Origin of the sequence: Neisseria sicca, from assembly GCF_003044565.1 — a bacterium.
GTDB lineage: Bacteria > Pseudomonadota > Gammaproteobacteria > Burkholderiales > Neisseriaceae > Neisseria > Neisseria sicca_A.
Genome location: NZ_POXG01000001.1, coordinates 67,867 through 89,407, shown reverse-complemented (window position 1 = coordinate 89,407; position 21,541 = coordinate 67,867). Strand labels below are relative to the sequence as shown.

The 21,541-nt window shown below is 46.0% G+C and carries 12 protein-coding genes and 2 pseudogenes; 13 read left to right on the top strand and 1 reads right to left on the bottom strand.

All coding sequences use genetic code 11. The features are described from left to right. The first annotated feature begins 39 nt into the window (after window positions 1–39). The 11 genes from tssH (at window position 40) to DBZ16_RS00365 (ending at window position 20,251) form a co-directional block, all read left to right on the top strand. Window positions 40–2,691, top strand: coding sequence for a type VI secretion system ATPase TssH (tssH, locus tag DBZ16_RS00415; protein ID WP_107812532.1), 2,652 nt, complete (start codon window positions 40–42; stop codon window positions 2,689–2,691). Between the two features lie 143 nt (window positions 2,692–2,834). Beyond that, window positions 2,835–3,461 carry a type VI secretion system lipoprotein TssJ gene (tssJ, locus tag DBZ16_RS00410; protein ID WP_107813074.1) on the top strand — a complete coding sequence of 209 codons (627 nt, stop codon included), beginning with the start codon at window positions 2,835–2,837 and terminating at the stop codon, window positions 3,459–3,461. A gap of 25 nt (window positions 3,462–3,486) precedes the next feature. Further along, window positions 3,487–4,830 (top strand): type VI secretion system baseplate subunit TssK, encoded by a 1,344-nt coding sequence (gene tssK / locus DBZ16_RS00405; RefSeq protein ID WP_049230678.1) that lies wholly within the window; start codon window positions 3,487–3,489, stop codon window positions 4,828–4,830. A gap of 24 nt (window positions 4,831–4,854) precedes the next feature. After that, complete coding sequence (gene tssL, locus DBZ16_RS00400) at window positions 4,855–6,120, top strand: type VI secretion system protein TssL, long form (RefSeq protein ID WP_107812531.1); 1,266 nt, start codon at window positions 4,855–4,857, stop codon at window positions 6,118–6,120. Between the two features lie 31 nt (window positions 6,121–6,151). Next, complete coding sequence (tssM, locus tag DBZ16_RS00395) at window positions 6,152–9,709, top strand: type VI secretion system membrane subunit TssM (protein WP_107812530.1); 3,558 nt, start codon at window positions 6,152–6,154, stop codon at window positions 9,707–9,709. Window positions 9,710–9,851: 142 nt separating this feature from the next. Continuing rightward, a complete protein-coding gene (locus tag DBZ16_RS00390) occupies window positions 9,852–12,125 on the top strand; it encodes a type VI secretion system Vgr family protein (RefSeq protein WP_107812529.1) in 2,274 nt (757 codons plus the stop codon). Between the two features lie 12 nt (window positions 12,126–12,137). Further along, window positions 12,138–13,274 (top strand): DUF2169 family type VI secretion system accessory protein, encoded by a 1,137-nt coding sequence (locus DBZ16_RS00385; RefSeq protein ID WP_107812528.1) that lies wholly within the window; start codon window positions 12,138–12,140, stop codon window positions 13,272–13,274. A gap of 83 nt (window positions 13,275–13,357) precedes the next feature. Next, window positions 13,358–17,644 carry a DUF6531 domain-containing protein gene (locus tag DBZ16_RS16190; protein WP_107812527.1) on the top strand — a complete coding sequence of 1,429 codons (4,287 nt, stop codon included), beginning with the start codon at window positions 13,358–13,360 and terminating at the stop codon, window positions 17,642–17,644. A gap of 12 nt (window positions 17,645–17,656) precedes the next feature. Next, window positions 17,657–18,106 (top strand): hypothetical protein, encoded by a 450-nt coding sequence (locus DBZ16_RS00375; RefSeq protein ID WP_107812526.1) that lies wholly within the window; start codon window positions 17,657–17,659, stop codon window positions 18,104–18,106. A 126-nt stretch (window positions 18,107–18,232) separates the two neighbouring features. After that, a complete protein-coding gene (locus DBZ16_RS00370; RefSeq protein WP_240600099.1) occupies window positions 18,233–19,936 on the top strand; it encodes an RHS repeat-associated core domain-containing protein in 1,704 nt (567 codons plus the stop codon). Between the two features lie 9 nt (window positions 19,937–19,945). Beyond that, the gene (locus tag DBZ16_RS00365) at window positions 19,946–20,251 is read left to right on the top strand and encodes a hypothetical protein (RefSeq protein ID WP_107812525.1); all 306 of its coding nucleotides are present in this window, start codon (window positions 19,946–19,948) and stop codon (window positions 20,249–20,251) included. Between the two features lie 60 nt (window positions 20,252–20,311). Here DBZ16_RS00365 and DBZ16_RS00360 read toward each other — a convergent pair whose 3' ends face one another. Then, complete coding sequence (locus DBZ16_RS00360) at window positions 20,312–20,509, bottom strand: hypothetical protein (RefSeq protein WP_107812524.1); 198 nt, start codon at window positions 20,507–20,509, stop codon at window positions 20,312–20,314. Between the two features lie 172 nt (window positions 20,510–20,681). Here DBZ16_RS00360 and DBZ16_RS16570 point away from each other — a divergent pair. Further along, window positions 20,682–21,260: pseudogene (locus DBZ16_RS16570) on the top strand (RHS repeat protein); the annotation flags it as partial. Continuing rightward, window positions 21,258–21,476, top strand: a pseudogene (locus DBZ16_RS16655) (integrase core domain-containing protein); the annotation flags it as partial. The pseudogenes DBZ16_RS16570 and DBZ16_RS16655, both read left to right, overlap by 3 nt. Window positions 21,477–21,541 lie beyond the last annotated feature (65 nt).

The window sequence follows — 21,541 nt, the reverse complement described above, 5'->3', positions numbered from 1 at the left end:
TTTTAGACATACTTGGAATAATTTAATTAAGGACACATTATGTCAAACATCAGCCGCAGCGTATTATTTGGCAAGTTGAATACTACCTTGTATAAAACTTTGGAAAATGCCTACACCTTCTGCCGTCTTCGTGAAAACAGCTACGTTGAGCTGGTTCACTGGCTTCATTCTCTGCTGCAAACCGAGAAAACCGACATCTTCTGTCTGATCAACAGTTTTAATTTAGACGAAGCCAGAGTCCGCAAAGATGTATTAACAGCAGTTGAAAAACTTCCAGCCGGCTCGACTGCTGTCATCGATTTTTCCGAACATATCCAAACCCTTGTTGAACAAACTTGGACATACAGTTCGCTCAAATTCGGCACTGACAAAATCCGTACTGCTCATATTTTCTACACCATTCTGGAAAATAAAACTTTGCAGAGCATTGTGGCCAATATTTCATCCGAGTTCCTCAAAATCAAACCTGAAACATTGGCAAACAATATCATCGCTATTACTGCAAACTCTGAAGAAAATCTTGATGTTACCCAAAACGCCTTATCTTCGGAGCCTAACGCTACCCACAAAGAAAGTGCCTTGGCCAAATACGGCAGCAATCTCACTGAAAAAGCTAAAAATGGCGAAATAGATCCCCTTACCGGTCGCGATGCCGAAATCAGGCAAATGATTGACATCCTGATGCGCCGCCGTCAAAACAATCCGATTCTGACAGGCGAAGCCGGTGTCGGTAAGACAGCCGTCGTCGAGGCATTGGCATTGCGTTTGGCTGCTGGAGATGTTCCGCCGGGATTGAAAGACGTTCAATTAATCCTGCTGGATATAGGTTTACTCAAAGCAGGTGCCAGCATCAGCGGAGAATTTGAATCACGCCTTAGAGCGGTTATGGACGAAGTGGAATCCAGCCCGACTCCCATTGTGCTCTTTATCGACGAAATCCATACCTTGATTGGTGCAGGTGGTGCAGCCGGCACTGGCGATGCAGCCAACCTGCTCAAACCTGCGCTGGCCCGTGGCAAACTGCGTACCATCGGCGCGACAACATGGGCAGAGTACAAAAAATACTTTGAAAAAGACCCTGCCTTAACCCGCCGTTTCCAAGTGGTACAAGTAGATGAGCCTGACGAAAACAAAGCCATCAACATGCTTAGGGCATTGAATGCTTCTTTGGAAAAACACCATAACGTGATTATTCTCGATGAAGCAATTCAGGCAGCCGTGAAGCTTTCCCACCGCTACATCCCTGCACGCCAACTTCCTGATAAAGCTGTCGGCTTAATTGATACTGCCTGCGCGCGAGTTGCAGTCAGCCAGCATGCTGTGCCCGGCAGCATCGAGTTTCTGCGCAAGAAATCCGAAGCATTAAAGCTTGAACAAGCAAATTTGGAACGTGAGAAAAAACTCAGTTTCGATTCTGAAACGCGGATAACCAATATCGGTAAAGAACTGACTGAAGTTGAAGGTCGTCTGAAAAAATTAGAAGACAGATGGAAATCTGAAGCAGACTTGGTTACTGAGCTGTTAGAAGTACGTGAACAAATCATGCAAGCGGAAGAAGGAACAGCTGAGAAAGAAACCAAGCAGCTGCATACCCGCCAAAAAGAGTTGGTTAACAAACTGAAAAAACTGCAAGGCATCCAACCGCTAGTTATGCCTTTAGTGGATAGCCGTACCGTTGCCGACGTTGTAGCTGACTGGACAGGTATTCCGGTTGGCAAAATGATGAAAGATGAAGTTGAGGCTGTCTTGCAACTTGCTGATACTTTAAATAAACGCATCATTGGTCAACGTCACGGTTTGGATGCAATCGCCCGTCGTATCCAAACATCACGTGCGAATCTGGATAACCCCAATAAACCTATCGGCGTTTTCATGTTGGCAGGTCCTTCCGGCGTGGGCAAAACCGAAACGGCATTGGCTCTGGCTGATACATTGTACGGCGGTGAACAAAACGTAATTACCATCAATATGAGCGAATATCAGGAAGCTCATACCGTATCCACCCTGAAAGGCGCGCCTCCGGGCTATGTCGGTTATGGTGAAGGCGGCGTACTGACAGAAGCCGTGCGACGCAAACCTTATAGCGTCATCTTGCTTGATGAAGTAGAGAAAGCACATCCGGATGTGCATGAAATCTTTTTCCAAGTATTCGACAAAGGCTGGATGGAAGATGGCGAAGGTCGTTATATCGATTTCAAAAATACCATCATTATCCTGACCACCAATGTGGGCACAGATTTGATTATGGATATGTGTGATGACCCTGAAATGCTACCTACTCCGGAAGGTTTAACCAAAGCCTTACGCGCCCCCATGCTGAAAACTTTCCCTGCCGCGCTATTAGGTCGTATGCAGGTGATTCCTTACTATCCGCTATCCGACGATATGCTCTCAAAAATTGTGGAATTGCAATTAGGCCGTATCGTAGATCGAATTAAAGATAACCACGGTATCGACCTGCACTACACGCCTGAAGTGCTAAAACTGATTACTTCGCGCTGCACAGAAGTTGAGTCAGGTGGTCGCATGATTGATGCGATTCTGACCAATACGGTTTTACCGCAAATTAGTCGGGAACTGCTTACTTGTGCAACTCAAGGTAAACAAGTTTTAAGCGTAAATATTGATGCAAGTAACCATGACTTTACTTATCAATATAAATATAAACCCCGCAAGAAAAATACTTTATAATTTTAGAAAATATTAAAAAAATTTAGTCTTTCTAATTAATTATAACGAACCTATTTATTTCTCTAGTAGTCATATATTGTATGGCTGATTGAAATATTTGTTGGCAGACGTAATCAATATTGATGGACTTGAAGGCAATTAAGATGCATAAACAACTAATAAAATATATATCATTCTTAATGATATCCTTAATGGTAAGCTCATGTGCTTCCGACCATAAACCCCCTAAAGAATCTGATGAGAGTGGGGAAAAAATTGATGTGCAAATCATAGTTTCTCCTGATGCGAATCCAAATATAGTTGGCCAACCTTCTCCCATCAGACTGGATTTATATCAATTGTCTTCTGATGGAGAGTTCAAAAAATCAAACTATTTTGAACTTACCAACAATGCCAAAGAAAATTTAGGTGAGAAGTTAATCCAGCAAAACCAATTCATGCTGCATCCTGATACGGTTACCATATTGCCGATTAAAATGGATTCCCACCTGAAATATCTGGGTGTAGTCGCAAGCTATCGAGATTTGGATAACAGTCAATGGCAATTGGTATTATTGAAACAGAAGAAACGATGGTATCACTTTGGTAAACATTATTTCTATGTAAACGTTGGCAAAAATAAATTAACCCAACTATCAAAATCAGAAATGAAGGATATGTTAAAAGAGTATAAAGAACGGCACCCTGACGATAAAAAAATTAAAGAAAATGGAAAAACGCGCAAATATGGTAGCGACCTTAGTAAAGGCGTTTTCCGTGAAGAAAAATAATAACTAAAAGATTAAGGATGAAGGAATGGCAATAGAAGCAAAAGTAGTCTGGTCAGAGGGTATCTTTATTACCCCTCAACATTTCCAGCAATTTGAACGTTATCTTGAATCCGGCCTACGCCAATTAGCCGTTTCTCAAGAGGGTCATTTTTGGGGATTCTCTTCGCTGGTATTAAATTCAGACGGCCTCAAACGAGGGGTAATCGGTATTAATGAAGCAGAAGGTGTTTTCCCCGATGGTTCTGTATTTTTGTTCTCTCAAAAACAACTCGAAAATTTGAGTCTAAAAGTTCCTGCAAATATTAAAGACACCAAAATCTGCCTAGCTGTTACTCTGCCTTCTTCTGTAAATAATGAGATTTATTTTCCAAATCAGGACTCCTCAGACTCATGTCGCTACAAAGCCTTTAATAAAACTCTAGCAGACACTACAAATACTGAATTAGATGGTCGTCAAGTAACACTGGCAGATCTTAATCCAATGTTGGTTTTAGAAAACGACTTAACCAGCGGTCAAACTGCCCTGCCCATTGCTCTCATCCGTTCCAGCTCTGCGGACTTTGAAATCATTCTAGACGAATCATATATTCCGCCTTGCCTCGGAAGCCAAAAGCAACAACACCTAAAAGCCTATATTTCAGAGATTTATGGTTTATTGATGCAAAAAAGCAATAGCTTGGCTAATGCTGTGAACGATCCTAATACCGGTGGCTCTGTTGAAGTTATGGACTTCATGATGCTTCAAACCATTAATCGATATTTGGCATATTTGCATCACGAAAATGAAGGCGCCCGACAAACGCACCCTGAACAATTATTTATTAACTTATCCAAACTATGTGCTGATTTGATGACCTTCCTGCCTTCTCGCAAAGTAGGTGACATCCCAGTATATGAGCATAATGATCTAGCCTCATGCTTCGGTAAATTATTTTTCAATCTGCGTAAATCATTATCCATCGTTCTTGAACAACGTGCGATCAGAATCCCGCTCGATATGCGTGACGAAGCCACTCGCGTTGCTCAAACACCAGACCAAAGTTTACTAGACAAAGCTTCATTTGTTCTTGCGATTAAAGCCGATATGCCGAACGAAGCATTGCGCCAAAAAATTCCTAGCGTAGTAAAAATAGGCACCGTGGAAAAAGTAAAAGAATTAGTTGCTTACCACCTTCCTGGAATCAGGGTGCACGCTTTATCTGTAGCACCAAGAGAATTGCCATACCACAGCGGTTATGTCTATTTTGAATTGGACAAAAAGCATGAGCTGTGGGATATGTTTGATACTTCATCAGGCATGGCCTTCCATTTAGCCGGTAATTTTCCGAATTTAGATGTTGAATTTTGGGCAATTAAGTCTTTAAGTTAATTTGGTTTAATTTGGAATTTCATTATGGATAACCAGAATAATGCTGCACACAGCATCGCAAATATTTATAACCCTTTGATTGAGGCAGCCAAACCGGTTTTTATCTTAGTCAATGCGATGCAGCAAACTACCAGTCAATTGTCTACCGACAGTTTGATCAACAAATTTTCTATACTAATCAATAATTTTGAAGAAAATGCTGAAAAAAACGGAGCAAGGTACGACGCCATCCAAGCTGCAAAGTACTGTCTATGTACATTCGTAGATGAATTAGCTGTTCGGGCGGGTTGGGCAGATGAAACTTGGTCCAAAAACAGCCTGTTAGTCTCTTTCTATGACGAAACATGGGGCGGAGAGCGTTTTTTTGAGATTATTCAAAATCTGAAGCAGGATCCGGATAAAAATATTGATTTATTAGAGTTCATGTACTTATGTTTACAATTCGGCTACAAAGGCAAATATCAAGTATTAAATAGTGGTGAACTCGAAATCGACAAAATTAAGAGAGATTTGCTTGCCTTAATTCACAGCAAACGGCCGGATCAAACCGCTGAGCTTTTCAAACACAATCCAATTATTACTAATACTATCCAACGAAAACAGAGGCTTACCATTCCTTTATGGGTAGTAGGTGTTTTAGGAGCTGTTGTCTTGGGAATAGGCTACTTTGCTATGCAATGGTCTTTAGGTAATGATTTTGATACGTCCAGTACAAAAGTCAACAATCTCAAACTTCCTCCTGTCACAGCCAAACAGCAAGAAACACAAGGCACCATTCGGTTACGGCCTTTATTGGAAAATGAAATCGCCAGAAAGCTAGTCTCTGTGGAAGACTTCCAAGACAGAAGTACGGTTACTATTTTAGGTGATGGTCTTTTTGAATCTGGTTCTGCGCAAATCCAAGACCAATATTACCCTGTCTTGGCTAGAGTCAGCCAAGCTCTAGACAGTGTAGAAGGGCAAATCGTCGTTACCGGATATACTGACGACAAACCTATTCAAAGCTTGAACTTCCCATCTAACTGGCATCTCTCGCAGGCTAGGGCAGATGCAGTAAAAGAAATTTTATTGAATTACATCAAAAATGGTGGAACACGTATTCGTTCTGAAGGACGTGGCTCGACCGATCCTGTTGCGCCAAATGATACTTTGGAAAATAGAGCCAAAAACCGAAGGGTTGAAATCACCCTATTCACAACTGGAACCGGTCCTAAACTGGGTAGCGCAGTGGAAGTAAAAACCAATACTTCCACTACTCAGCCAAGCAGTGATGTGAATACACATCAATAATCTGAAATTGGATTGATACGGAAAAACAAATATGAAAAAAATTCTTTATTTTCTAGGCTCCCGTTCTTTATGGGTAATGCTGGGTATCGCCGGTCTGATTATATTGGTATGGTTTATCGGCCCACTGATTTCCATAGGTGAAATTCGCCCCTTAGAAAGCAAGGTCATTCGCCTTGCTGTGTGCGCCGCCATTATCGGCATTTGGTTGGCTAAAGCTATATTTCGCCAATATCGTGAGTCACGCCGAAACGCTGCCTTACTGAAGGAAATCCGCGCAGCGCAAGAACCCATCTTGAAAAATGCAAGCGATGTTAGCTCAATGAGTCGTCAGTTTGCTGAAATGGATAAAGTACTGAAAAACGCTAAATTTTCCAGATCTAAAAATAGTTTATTGGCAAGATTGGAAGAGGGGCAATATCTTTATCAAATGCCGTGGTACGTTGTTTTAGGTGCTGCCGGTTCTGGTAAAACAACAGCATTAAAACGCTCTGGTCTCAACTTCCCTCTAGAAAGCACTTTAGGAACATCTGTAAGCGGCTTGGCAGGGACGCGCGATTGCGATTGGTTTTTATCCGATGAAATTGTACTTCTTGATACTGCAGGCAGATTGTCTTTACATGACAACCACAGCAATAAGGACTCCAGCGACTGGGAAGAATTTGTATCCCTACTGAAGCGCTACCGTCCCAAACAACCTATCAACGGTGTAGTAGTTACCGTAGGAGTCGACGACCTTTTAGGCGGTAAAACCAATATTACCGAAATTTCTGCAGAACTTCGCAAAAGGATCCACGAAATGCATACCAAATTAGGTATACATTTCCCTGTTTATCTTATGATAACCAAACTGGATTTGCTGCATGGTTTTGACAAATTCTTTGATCATCTGACGGAAGAACAAAGAAACCAATATTTGGGTATTTCTCTTTCTGATACCGAAGGAATGGAAACTCCAATTGCCACTGCTTCCAATGCTTTATCGGAAGTTGTTGATAAATTGCGCTCTTCTATGTTGGGTACCATCCATCAATTGGAATCTTCTGAAGATAAAGCAGCGGCTTTTGCTTTCCCTGAAGAATTTGAACGTCTTAATCAGGCGGTACTTTCTCTATTTAAAGAATTATCTAAATCTTCAAAATTTGAGCAACCTATCTCGTGGAGAGGTGTTTATTTCTCAAGTGGCACCCAAACGGGACAACATTTCAATCCCATCTTGGATGGCTTACAAAACGATTTCCAATTATCGAAAAAATACTTGGATTCGGATCGAACCAAAACTCAAAACAACGAGCGAAGCTTTTTCCTGCACAGACTGTTCTCTGATGTCATTCTTAGTGAAGCAAACCTGGCGGGAGAAAATAAATCTTGGTTTGTCAAAAAACAAATGCTCTATTGGTTAGGCATTGGAGCTATTGTCACCATAGTCGCCGCCTGCTTAGCCATGATGCTGAACAGTTATTCGAATAATCGCTCATATCTTGAGCAGGTTGGCGATAAAGCAACCAAACTGGGTCAAGAGGCGAAGAAATACACTGAAGCTCCCGACCTGCTTAAAGCAGTAACATTTGCAGAACATGTCAAAGATACGACCCGCAGTAGAGAGATTCCCGATCTGTCTTCTCCTCCCCTCAGCTATCGCATGGGTCTTTATCAAGGCGGGCAAATGGAAGACGTTGGGGAATCTGCCTACCGAAGAATCCTTCAAGACAACGTGATGCCTTTAATCAGCTTCAAATTAGATGAACTTCTGCGTACAACCAGCGGCTCAGACGGCATCAATGGTTACAATGCTTTAAAAGCTTATCTGATGATGTATGACAAAGAACATTTTGATGCCGCTTTTATGCAAAATTGGCTGATGACTAATTTGTCTAAAGCAGAATCTTCAGGTATGAGTGAGCAACAGAAAAAATCTCTTGAGAAAGCTTTAAACCAAATACTCTCCAAACAAAGCATTACTCCCAGCGTACCCTATGATGAAGAATTGGTAGAACGCCGTAGGCAGGAAATTGCCCAAAGAGATATTGCCACTATGGTACTGGAAGATACCATCAACACAGTTGCTCTCTCAGGCAAAGAAGGAATCACACCTGTTTCTTTTTCAAGTATGGGCGGTGTGCAAAGCCACTTATTGTTCCGTCGTAAAACTGGTGGAGCTTTAAAAGAGCCTATTAACTTCATTTATACCAAAGAGGCTTACATTACCAAAGTCTTACCTGCTATGGTTAAATCGGCAGAGCAATTTTTTAATGAAGACAACTGGGTATTAGGTAGTTATGCTTCTCAAAGCCAAAGTAAAGCTACTGTCCTTTCTGATGCTCAAAAGCTTTATTTCAGTAATTACATCAAAGCATGGAATAACTATTTGGCTGATTTGTCATTGGTCGTACCTAAATCATCACGAGAAAGCATTCAGATTGCCAAGCTTTTATCAGAGAAAAATTCTCCCTTGGTTAACATTATCAAAGGTATCAGTGATAACACAACGCTGACCATTGATAAAAAGATAACGGATAAAGCAGACAGTAAAATTGCCGAATGGTTAAATAGAGCAGGACTGTCAAAGCTTTTAGACGTTGAAGGAGAGGCCAATGTAAAAAATGAATTGGCTGCTTTAAAACTGGCCACTCCTGTTGATGATGCTTTTGCAGATTTCCATAGTTTAACTGAAACCACAAATGATCAACCTCCGGCAATTAACAGTGTTACTGAAGCCATTAATGATTTGTACGTTTATTTGGTTGCCGTTAATGTCGCAGTTGAAAAAGGCGTAGATTTACCTCCTGATGATCCGTTTGTGAAATACAAAGCTGAAGTAAACCGGCTTCCTATGCCCTTCCGCCCAATGCTAGACAGCTTTTCTGAGATTATTTTGAAAAACACCGACAAGATTGTCGATGAAAAGCTCATGTCTACCTTGGAAAAACAGTTGGCAACCGTAACGAACAGTTGCCAAGAGATACACCAACAGGGTTACCCTTTTGACAGAGGTTCTGAAAACAATGTTGCCTTGGAAAGCTTCACCAACATATTTGGTCCAAACGGCATGTACAGCAAGTTTACCAATTTATCAGGTGAAGCCGCCGTATTGGCACGTTCAGAAAAACTGGAAACCTTGACTGCTAAAAACAGCGCATTTAAAGACCGTTTTTCCAGGCTGAACGACATAGCGGCAATCCGACAAGGATATTTTGACAAAGGCTCAGAAACACCCACTTTTGACTTTACAGTCAAAGTCTTGATTCTTGACTCCAGCTTGGAAAGTGTGAATGTTTCTTATGCAGGGAAAAGCTATGTATACAGTCACGGTCCAGTCAATCCTGCAACCTTTACTTGGCCTTCAAAAGAAGAAAACGCCTTGGCAAAAATAGATATTTCCTCCCCTCAAATCAATAGTGCGGGTATCAGTTCAACCGGACCATGGTCAATATTCCGCCTGATTGAAAAAGGGAAAATCATTCGCCAGACAGGAAACACTACCGTTGTCGAATACAATATCCAAGGCAAAACCGTTGTACTTGAATTTACTACTTCCACAGCCTTCAACCCCTTTAATTTAAATAAATTAAGGAATTTTCAGTGCGTTTGAAGGTCATAGTGAGGATGTAAGTAGGTCGTCTGAAATCACATATTCCAACAAGCTTCCGCCACAGCCCTATGTGTGATTGAAAAATAGAAAATCTGACGTTGAAGCGGAATTGGCTTTTAATGTAAACAAGGAATTTCCCGAAATGAATAGAACAGTCGTTGCTCATACACCTTTGGGATCACAACTATTATTCAAAAAAATGCTTGGAACCGAATTTGTTTCAAACCTTTTTGAGTTTAATATCACTTTAGTTTCCAAAGATTCCAATTTACAAGGCAAAGATATTATCGGTCAGCCAATAACATTGGAAATTGATACAGAAGCAGGCAGCCCGCGCTATCTGAACGGTTTGGTGACCGACTTCGGCTATATCGGTGAAGATGAAGACGAAGAAGACTATCATGCCTATACCTGCACAGCCCGTCCGTTTATGTGGTATCTCACCCAAAATACCGACAGCAGGGTATTCGTCGATAAGTCTGTTCTGGATATTACCAATGAAGTCTTGTCCCCGTTCGGATTCCCTTTCCAAGTAAAATGCCAAAAAAGCTATCGTACAAGGGGCTTTTGCGTCCAATATCAGGAAAACAGTTTTGACTTCTTGAGCCGCTTATTTGAACAGGAAGGCATTTACTATTATTTTACCCACAGCAACGGTTCGCACGAGCTGGTTATTGCTGATGATGTGGGTATTCTGGAAGCCATCCCTTCTCCTAATATTCCTTACCATTCCAAAAATACTGCGCCCGGTGCACCCAACATCGCCTATATCGATGTTTGGGAGGAACGTGATGCCCTGAAATCCAGCCAGTTCGTGACCCAAGAATACAATTATAAAAACGCCAAAGTCCCGATGAAGTCTTCTGATTCGGTTCACGACTTCAGTTCTGTTCCTATGGAACATTATGATTTTTATACCGGCTTTAGCGATGTTTCCGAAGCGCAAAATTACAGTCAGGTACGCAGTGAAGATCTGAAAAGCCAAACCAAGATCATTACCGGTTCGGGTACTGCATTGACGGTAGCTCCCGGTTATACATTTACCCTGAGTAAGCACCCGCACTCGTCATCCAATACCGAATACACCATTCTGAAAGCAGACTATGATTTTGAAGAAGCCGGCTATACTACCGGCGATCGTATCGGCAAATTCAGAATTTCATTCCGCGTATTGCCCAAATCCTACCCATACCGCCCTCCCCTTAAAACGCCAAAACCTAAAGTATTGGGCACACAAGCGGCGACGGTAACGGGCCCTGCCGGAGAAGAGGTTTATACCAACGAATATGGCGATATTAAAGTCCAATTCCATTGGGACCGCTACGGCAAAATGGATGAAAACAGCTCCAACTGGGTTCGGGTAACGCAAGGTTCTGCCGGCGCGGGATACGGTTCTATCAATACTCCGCGTATCGGTGAAGAAGTGTTGGTTGACTTCATCAACGGCGATGCCGACCGACCGATTGTATTGGGTCGCCTGTACAACAGCGCAATGTCGCCACCATGGGGCTTTCCTGCCGCAGCCAAACAATCCGGTATCAAAAGTAAGAGCTTTAATTCGCCGCTTGCCAACTTCAATGAACTGATGTTCAACGATACTGCCGGTTCCGAGATGGTCAATTTCCAAGCGCAAAAAGACCTGACCTCGCTGGTTAAAAATAACGAAACCCGCAACGTCAACAACGACCGCACCACCACGATCGGTAACAACGAAACCGTAACAGTAGTGGGCGATCGAGCGAAAACCGTCCAAAAAAACGAAACGGCTTCGATTACCCAAAACCGCACAAAATCGGTAGGTCAAAACGAGACCTCCAGCATTACCCAAAACCAAAGCATTAGTGTGGGTGATAACCAAAGTACCAGCGTAGGTAAAGACCAAAGTGTCAACGTGGGTAAAAACCGCAGCCGTTCTGTTGGCTTGAACGAAAAAGTAGGCATAGGTCAGAGCCAAGCGCTGACTGTCGGACAAGACCAGAACGTTGCTGTCGGCAAAAACCAAGCGCTGACCGTCGGTGCCAACCGCAACAAGACCATTGTTGCTAACGAAGTCAGCAGTATCGGCGGCAACAGACAGGAAACCGTCAGCCTAAACGGTATGAACAATGTTGGCATCGGTCAGATGACCAACATCGGTGCCGGTTATATGCTGAACGTCGGTGCAGGCTGGATGACCAATGTCGTCGGTGCAGAAATGCATAGCGTCGGCTTGGTGATGGGTCTCAACGCCGGTATGAACATCGGCCTCAACGCAGGTCGAAACATTACCCTGTCCGCAGGCAAGAAAATTACCATACAAGTTGGTAGTTCCATGATTTTGATTGATAAAAACAAAATCAGCATCGTCAGCAAAACGATCAAGATCGTCGGCACCAAAGTAGTGGATATCGACGGCAAAAAAGTCGATATCAACTAGAGAAGATACGCCATGTTTGAGTTGCAGAACTTTACCTGCTTTCATACGCAGCAGTTTAAAAACATCGACCAAACAGATCGGGCTTATGATGTAGTCGTCGCCAAAGTCAGCTACGAGTTTGAAATTGACCCGGAAACAGGAAAAACGGAGCTTGCGTTTGCCCGTAAGCAAACGCCGCTCACGTTTGCCGATACCTATTACGGCGATCCTTCGCGAACCTCGACTCAGTTTGAAAGCGACTTCAGCCTCTACAAGCCCAAAACCGACTTGGTTGTCAATGCCACCGCCTATGCACCCGACGATATTCCCTCTCGGCAATTTACCGTATCCGTAAGTATCGGCGACTACCAAAAAAGCCTAGCGCTTACCGGGGAACGTTACTGGGTGCGGGAGGCGGCAGGATGGTCTTTGAGCGAACCCGACCCCATCCTTTCGCTGCCTATCCGTTATGAATTTGCCTTTGGCGGCAGCGCAGTCGAAGACGACCACACAGGCTATCAGCAGAACGCCATCGGTATCGGCTACTATCCGAAAGCCGAACTCAAAAAAAACGGGTTCAAACGGACGCTGAAAGCACATCAGATCTACGACCCTGCACACCCCGTGCGCGATCCGTCCGATAAGGCCGCTCCCGAAGGTTTCGGCTTTATGCCCCGTTATTTCGCACTGCGCGCCCAACATACCGGCACTGCCGATGAGCAATGGATAGCCAACCGCGCCCCGCTACTGCCTAAAGATTTTTCTATGGCTTATTGGAACAGCGCCCATCCCTCGCTGCAACTTCCCCATCTGAAACCCAACCATATTTACGAACTAACCTTTACCGGCATGGTGCATTCCTTCCAAGCACCCAACCAACGTTTTACCGTTGATTTGCCGGTAGAAACCGTGTTCGTCCACGTCCATACGGCAACCAACTCGTCATTGTGCAAAGACATGGTATTGGACACCATCCTCGTCGATGTAGAACAACGCCGCATTGATTGCAGCTACCGTACTTCTTTTCCGGAAGAACTGGAAATTGCGGCATGTCAGCTCAGATTTATCGCCCGACACGAACGGGCAGACCAAATCGCAGCCGCCCAAGCTTGTCGGGATTCACAGGATGAATTTATCCCAATCCCACCATCTTTGGCAGCACACGCATAAACCACACATAGGTCGTCTGAAACTCTAAACCCTCATTCACCCAGCTTTCAGACGACCCCATCCCCTAACAGGAGCAAGCCGCCATGGCATTCAATAAAATCGCCCGCAAAGACAGTAGTTTCCGCGTCGTCTTTACCCTTCCTGATTTCTGTTGGCCGCCTCCTCCTGCTCCTCCTCAAGTCCCGCCCCTCCCCTTCCCGCTCTTCGCCGACTTGGGCGGCGCCAAGACGGTCGCCAAAGACGTGCGTCTCAATCGCAAACCCGCCTTCGTCTTCAAAGCCAGTAAAACCAACCGCACTACCGGCGATGAACCCGCCGTGCCCGGCCGCAAGGGCATACTTTCCCGTACCGCCACCAAACCAGCATGGCCGATGATACATTCTTCTTCGGTTAAAATCCGCAAACGCTACATCGTCCGTACCGGCGACGTGTTCTACATGAACAACAAGTTCAAAGGAAAACTAGGAAAAAAACCCTGTATTTCCTGCAAAGCCGCCGCCGCTGCCGGCCGGCCGGTCAATCCGATACACGGGTTGAAGTTTTTGGAGAGTGAAACCGACTTTGCTTTTGAAGGCATCCTGCCGCTGGTCTGGAGCCGCAGCTATTATTCCGACCAAGACGGTATCGGCTGGCTCGGCGAGGGCTGGAGCGTGCCGGGTTGCCAACGCATTATCCGCGATGCGGCGGGATTGGCCTATATCGACGATCAGGGTCGTTTGTTCCCGCTGCCGGAAGTCGATGAAGACGACGAAGAGCCGGTATTGTTCGAGAGCGAACAGATTTGGTTCAGCAAAAATCCGGACGGGCATTATGTCATTGCGTCGCTGGATGGTTTGATAGCGCTGCGCTTTGCACCTTTGGTGGTCGCGGAAGACGGTTCGGATAAAGATTCCACCCTCTTCCCGCTGGTCGCGGTGGAAGACGCCAACGGCAACCATCAGCGTTTCGTCTATCATCCGCTGACCGGTCTGCCGCAATACGTCATCGACGGCAACGGACGGGTATTCTCGCTGAACTTCGGCAATGTGGCCGATGAGCAGTCGCCTAGAATGCGGCTGCTGTCGGTATCGCTGTTGGAGGGTTTGCCCGCCTTCGGCGAAGCGGTCCGGGTCGGCAGTCCGCTGGTCCGCTACGAATACAACGGCAGCGGCGACCTGATCCGCGTCATCGGCCGCGACGGCAACGTCAAACGCAGCTTCGGCTATAAAAACAACCTGATGGTGTCGCACACGGATGCGGCAGGATTGGTATCGGAATACGAATACAACCATTACACCCCGACCGGCAAGGTGTTGCGCAACTGGACTTCTTTGGGCGAAGAATGGCGCTTTACCTATCACGACGGCTATACCGAGGTAACCGACGTATTAGGCCGTACCGAGCAATATCATTACGATTACAACAACGAGTTGACCAAACGGGTGTTTGCTGACGGCAGCACCGTATTGATGGAACGCGACGGTTTGGGCCGTCTGCTCAGCCACACCGATGCGATGGGGCGCGTTACCCGTTATCAGTACAGCAACGAGGGACAGATCGAAACCATCGTCCGTCCCGACGGCGCCATCCTGTATTTCGACTATGACGACTGCTACCGCCTGATCCGTAAAAGCGATGCGGAAGGCCGTTATGACGGCTATACCTACGACGAAGCGGGCAACCTGCTGACCCATACCGACCCGCTGAAACATACCACCCGTTTCGAATACGCCGACAACGGCCTGTTGCTGTCGGTAACCGATCCGAACGGCAGCAGCACCGCCTATCACTACAATGAAAACCGCCAGCCCGACCTCATTACCGACTGTTCCGGTTACGAAACCAAACTGGCCTACACCCCCGAAGGACAGCTGGCGCGTATTACCGATGCGCTGGGACAGCACACCGAATACCATTACGACGCCGACCAAAACCTTACCCTCGCCCTCTATCCCGACGGCAGCAAAGAAACCTTCGGCTACGATGCCGCAGGTCGTCTGAAAACCCATACCGACGGTGAAGGCCATACCACTTCCTACGAATACGGCCAAGACGGTCTGCCGACCCGACGCACCAATGCCTTGGGGCATACCTTCGGCTACCATTACGACAAAGCCCGCCGCTTAGTCGGCCTTACCAATGAAAACGGTGCGCGCTACCGCTTTGCCTACGACGTCCTCGACCGCCTGATTGCCGAAAGCGGCTTCGACCATAAGCTGACCGGCTACCGCTACAACGCCGGCAACGAACTGGTCGAGCAGCGCGAATTCGGCGACGACGCCTCCCTCGCCGCCAAACTGATGGCGCAACTGGGCGGACAACCCGTCCCCAAAAAAGACGCCGCCCCGCTTTCAGACGACCTCGACAGCCAAACCCCGCTGCGAGTTACCGAGTTCAAACGCGATGTATTGGGACGCTTAATCCACACCCTCGCCCGCGATAACGACAAGGTTCAGGAAACCGTTTACGGCTACGACCCGGACGGTAACCTCGTCCGCGCCGCCAACCGCCACAGCATCACCAGCTTCGACTACAACGAAAACGGCCAGCTCATCGCCCAGCACCAATGGAAAGTGCCGTCTAAAGAAGAGAACGCCCGAAACGGTTTGCCCGACACCGACTGGCGCGATGCGCAGTATGATATGCTGTACCTGCCCGTTACCGAAACCGTCCGCTACCACTACGACTTCAACGGCAACCGTACCGCCACCGTCCTGCCCGACGGCAGACAGATCAACTATCTGTATTACGGCAGCGGCCACCTGCACCAAATCGGCCTCGACGACGAAGTCATCACCGACATCGAACGCGATCAGCTGCACCGCGAAATCTTCCGCACACAAGGTAAACTCGCCAGCCGTTACGAACTCGATCCTTTAGGTCGTCTGAAACGGCAAATCGCCACCCTCAAGGACCTGACGGAAGGCGGTAAAGGCAAAACCAAAGTCGCAGCGGGTTATGGCCAAACCGCGGTCAAACGCAGCTACGGCTACGACCGCACCGGCAACCTGACCCACAGCACCGACCAGCGGACTGGGACGACCCATTTCGAGTACGACAAACTCGGTCGAATCACCAAAGCTGGCAGCGAACTGTTCGCCTTCGACCCCGCACACAATATCCTCGACATCCCGACGGAAAAGGTCAAACCATACCCTGCCCCCTCTCCCGTGGGAGAGGGTCGGGGAGAGGGCAAAATGACCGTGCCGCTTTCAGACGGTCGCTCCGCCGTCCCCGACAACCGCCTGAAAACCTACAACGGCACGACCTATTACTACGACGACCTCGGCAACCTGATCCACCGCGAGCTGGCCGACGGCGAAGTGCAGAACTATTTCTACGACCTGCATGACCAACTGGTTAAGGCCGAAATCTTCAAAAAAGATGGCACGAAAGAAACTTGGGCGTACACCTACGACGCCTTGGGCAGAAGGATAGGCAAAGGCCGTCTGAAAAACGAAGAAGTTTCAGAAACGTCATTCCCGCATGATTTAAGCGGGAACGGTCTCGACAACCAAACCCGCTTCGTTTGGGACGGCAGCCATCTCTTGCAGGAAATCCACCCGGATGGCAGATATACCTATATCTACACCGACCCAGACTCCTACGAGCCTTTAGCGCAAGTCCGAAACTGGACAACCGAAGACGGCGAAAGCTGCCAACAAACCCGCTACTTCCATTGCGACCAAATCGGCATCCCAAGAGAGATGACCGACAAAGACGGTAATTTACTGTGGTTTGGGGATTATTACGGTTGGGGTAAGCTGAAGAGCGAAACCAACATAACGGAAACAGCACATCAGCCTTTTAGGTTGCAGAACCAGTATGCCGACCGCGAGACGGGGCTGCATTACAACTTCTTCAGGTACTATGAGCCTGATGCCGGGCGGTTTGTAAATCAGGATAGGATTGGGTTGCTGGGTGGAGAGAATCTTTATCGGTTTGCAAAAAATACACAAGCATGGTTTGATTTACTAGGTTTATCTCCTACTCCTGGTGCATGCAATACCCCATGTTCTAGAGAAGACATTATTGAGTACACTAAACTTGAGGTAGGAAAACGTAAAAATGATATTAAAAGTATTGCCTCTGATGCGAGAGTTGGAATAAGAGGTAGTACCGCTTCAGGGAAAAGTAGTTATAAGGGTACGAACTGGAGTCCATCTTCAGATATTGATGCTTTTATTGCTACTGATATGCTAACAAAAGGAGCAATGGGAAAAGATTTGCCTAGTGAATTAAAGAATATAGAATCAGACATAAACAAAGCATTAAAAGAAAAATGCCCTAATAATGGAAAAGGAAATGACTTATTTTCATTTAAGGTTCAGAAATCACGATTCCCTGAAAATGCTCAGCGGTTTGCTGAGAAAATCATACTTATATTTTAAGGAAGAAATATAATGAATTTACCTTATAAACCACAAGATATTAGAAATTTTTTTGCTTATTCATATGAGTTTATTGATTGTCTTGATTTTATGAGAAACCCTTATGATATAATAGAAAATTATATAGAGTATGAAAAATTTATTATTGAAAGAATAAAAAATATTAGAATATTAGATAATTTTCATTTTGAATTATCTGATACTGACTCCTACGCTATACAAGCAATGTGGATACCACCTTTTGCTATTGTTGGTATTCTAGTAAATGGATTAATTCAGTTTGAAAATAAACAGGGAATTTATTTTTCAATTAATGAACAGGAACAGTGTGATTTAGATATTCAAACTGATAAACGCTGGACAATGGGTCTTGTACTGTTTCATGTAAAAAATATTAAAAGCGGAGAGTCTTTAATATTGTCTCCATTTCAATTATCTATTCCTGATTATGGACTTGAATGAAGTAGTCATAGTAGCTATCGCAAGGTCGTCTGAAATAACCTTCAGACGACCTTTCCCTATACGCTTACCCTTACCTGCTTCAACCACAACGGAAACGGCCAACTCATCGCCCAGCACCAATGGAAAGTGCCGTCCAAAGAAGAAAACGCCCAAAACGGCTTACCCGAAACCGACTGGCGCGATGCGCAGTATGATATGCTGTACCTGCCCGTTACCGAAACCGTCCGCTACCACTACGACTTCAACGGCAACCGTACCGCCACCGTCCTGCCCGACGGCAGACAAATCAACTATCTGTATTACGGCAGCGGCCACCTGCACCAAATCAGCCTCGACGACGAAGTCATCACCGACATCGAACGCGATCAGCTGCACCGTGAAATCTACCGCACACAGGGTAAGCTCGCCAGCCGTTACGAACTCGATCCCCTAGGTCGTCTGAAAAGACAAATCGCCACCCTCAACGACTTGACTGAGGGCGACAAAGGCAAAACCAAAGTCGCGGCAGGTTATGGCCAAACCGCCGTCAAACGCAGCTACGGCTACGACCGCACCGGCAACCTGACCCACAGCACCGACCAGCGGACGGGGACGACGCATTTCGAGTACGACAAACTGGGCAGGATTATCCAAGCGGGCAGCGAACTGTTCGCCTTCGACCCCGCGCACAATATCCTCGACATCCCGACGGAAAAGGTCAAACCATACCCTACCCCCTCTCCCGTGGGAGAGGGTCGGGGAGAGGGCAAAACGGCCGCGCCGCTTTCAGACGACCTCAATGCCGTCACCGACAACCGCCTGAAAACCTACAACGGCACGACCTGTTATTACGACGACCTCGGCAACCTCATCCACCGCGAATTGGCCGATGGCGAAGTGCAGAACTATTTCTACGACCTGCACGACCAACTGGTTAAAGCCGAAATCTTCAAAAAAGACGGCACGAAAGAAACTTGGGCGTACACCTACGATGCCTTGGGCAGAAGGATAGGCAAAGGTCGTCTGAAAAACGAAGAAGTTTCAGAAACGTCATTCCCTCATGATTTAAGCGGGAACGACCTCGAAAACCAAACCCGTTTCGTTTGGGACGGCAGCCATCTGCTGCAAGAAATCCACTCGGACGGTAGATATACCTATATCTACACCGACCCGGATTCCTACGAGCCTTTGGCGCAAGTCCGAAACTGGACAACCGAAGACGGCGAAAGCCGCCAACAGACCCACTACTTCCACTGCGATCAAATCGGCATCCCTAGGGAGATGACCGATAAGGATGGCAATTTGCTGTGGTTCGGCAACTACACCGGCTGGGGTCGTCTGAAAAACGAGACGAACGTAACGGGAACGACGCACCAGCCGTTCCGATTGCAGAACCAGTACGCCGACCGTGAGACGGGGCTGCATTACAACTTCTTCAGGTATTATGAGCCTGATGCCGGGCGGTTTGTGAATCAGGATCCGATTGGGTTGTGGAGTGGAGAGAATTTTTATCAGTTCGCACCTAATAACCATATTTGGATTGACCCCCTAGGTGTAAGCCTTCGAAAAGGGAAGCATGCTATTGAAAGACAGTTACAAGGTAGGAATGTTGGAAATGTAACGAATGATTTAATAAATGCAAGAGATGCAGATATTTTTGTTCAGCCAAGCGATGGTCGATATGTAATTAGGTGCAAAGGAAGCCGAGAGCATATTATCGAACCTGATGGAGAAGTGGTAACTACGATTAATAATAGACCCAAAGCAGCTCATCAACAAAGATTACGCGCAGGTAAAATTAGACGGGCAACTTTAGAAGAGATTTCTCATATTAAATCATTTGTTCAATAAGGAGATATCATGAAACTTTTCTCAGATGAAGAGCTTAAATCAGTAATTGAATTAGATATGTTGTTAGATGATTTTGTTTTAGAAAAAAAGAGTAATTACTTAAAAAAATTATTTGAATTTCCTAGTGGTGAATGGATTGAAATTAAATATTTTTTTGATCCTGATTATTATGCTTCAAATTATCAGAATTCACATATCTTCGTATGTTGGTTGCCAGATACTAACGGAGATTATGAGAACTATAGAATAATTATATTTTTTGATACTAATGATTTGGTATCACAAGTAATATCTTTCAATATGAAAACATTATGATCTAAAAATATATAAAATGTAAGAAAACTCCGAGTAGCCGTAGTTTGGGTCGAGACCTAATCAAACATCAAGGTCGTCTGAAATAACCTCCAGACGGCCTTTACCTATATCCCCCTTACCTGCTTCAACTACAACGAAAACGGCCAGCTCATCGCCCAGCACCAATGGAAAGCAAGCGTAGGTTGGGTCGAGACCCAACAACAAGCCGTAGCCCGCATGAAACCTCAAATTCCGCCGTAGCGTGGGTGCGGTAATCATGCTGTTTCTGCTTTTCAAACGACCTCGATCCTTTTTCGAGGTCGTCTGAACTATTTATTCTTTAACAATCTGAGCCAAAAGCTCCTACGAATACAGCCAAGACGGTTTGCCGATCCGACGCACCAATGCGCTGGGTCATACCTTTGGTTACCACTACGACAAAACCCGCCGCCTGGTCGGCCTTACCAATGAAAACGATGCGCGCTACCGCTTTGCCTACGACGTCCTCGACCGCCTGATTGCCGAAAGCGGTTTCGACCATAAGCTCACCGGCTACCGCTACAACGCCGGCAATGAGCTGGTCGAGCAGCACGAATTCGGCGACGACGCCTCCCTCGCCGCCAAACTGATGGCGCAGCTGGGCGGACAGCCCATCCCCAAAAAAGACGCCGCCCCGCTTTCAGACGACCTCGACAGCCAAACCCCGCTGCGGATTACCGAGTTCAAACGCGATAAATTGGGACGCTTAATCCACACCCTCGCCCGCGATAACGACAAGGTTCAGGAAACCGCTTACCAATACGACTTGGACGGCAACCTCGTCCGCGCCGCCAACCGCCATAACATCACCTGCTTCGACTACAACGAAAACGGCCAACTCATAGCCCAGCACCAATGGAAGGTGCCGAGCAAGGAAGAAAATGCCCGAAACGGCTTACCCGAAACCGACTGGCGCGATGCGCAGTACGACATGCTGTACCTGCCCGTTACCGAAACCGTCCGCTACCACTACGACTTCAACGGCAACCGTCCTGTCCGACAACAGACCAACAGTAAGGCGGAACGGATAATCCACACCTTGAAGGAGATGTAACATAGCAAGTTTCCATTTAGGGATTCGGAACACCGGCAAAAGGAGTTGTACCGCTTTGTGAATTTTTATAATATGGTAAAGCCTCATAAAAGCTTGAAGGATGATACGCCTTTTGAGGTCTTACAGACTTATTTTTCTCAACCTGTTGAGTAAACAACGTATTTTTTATTATAAGTAACATAATATGTTGAAATTATTTATCTCATCATTTTTAAACC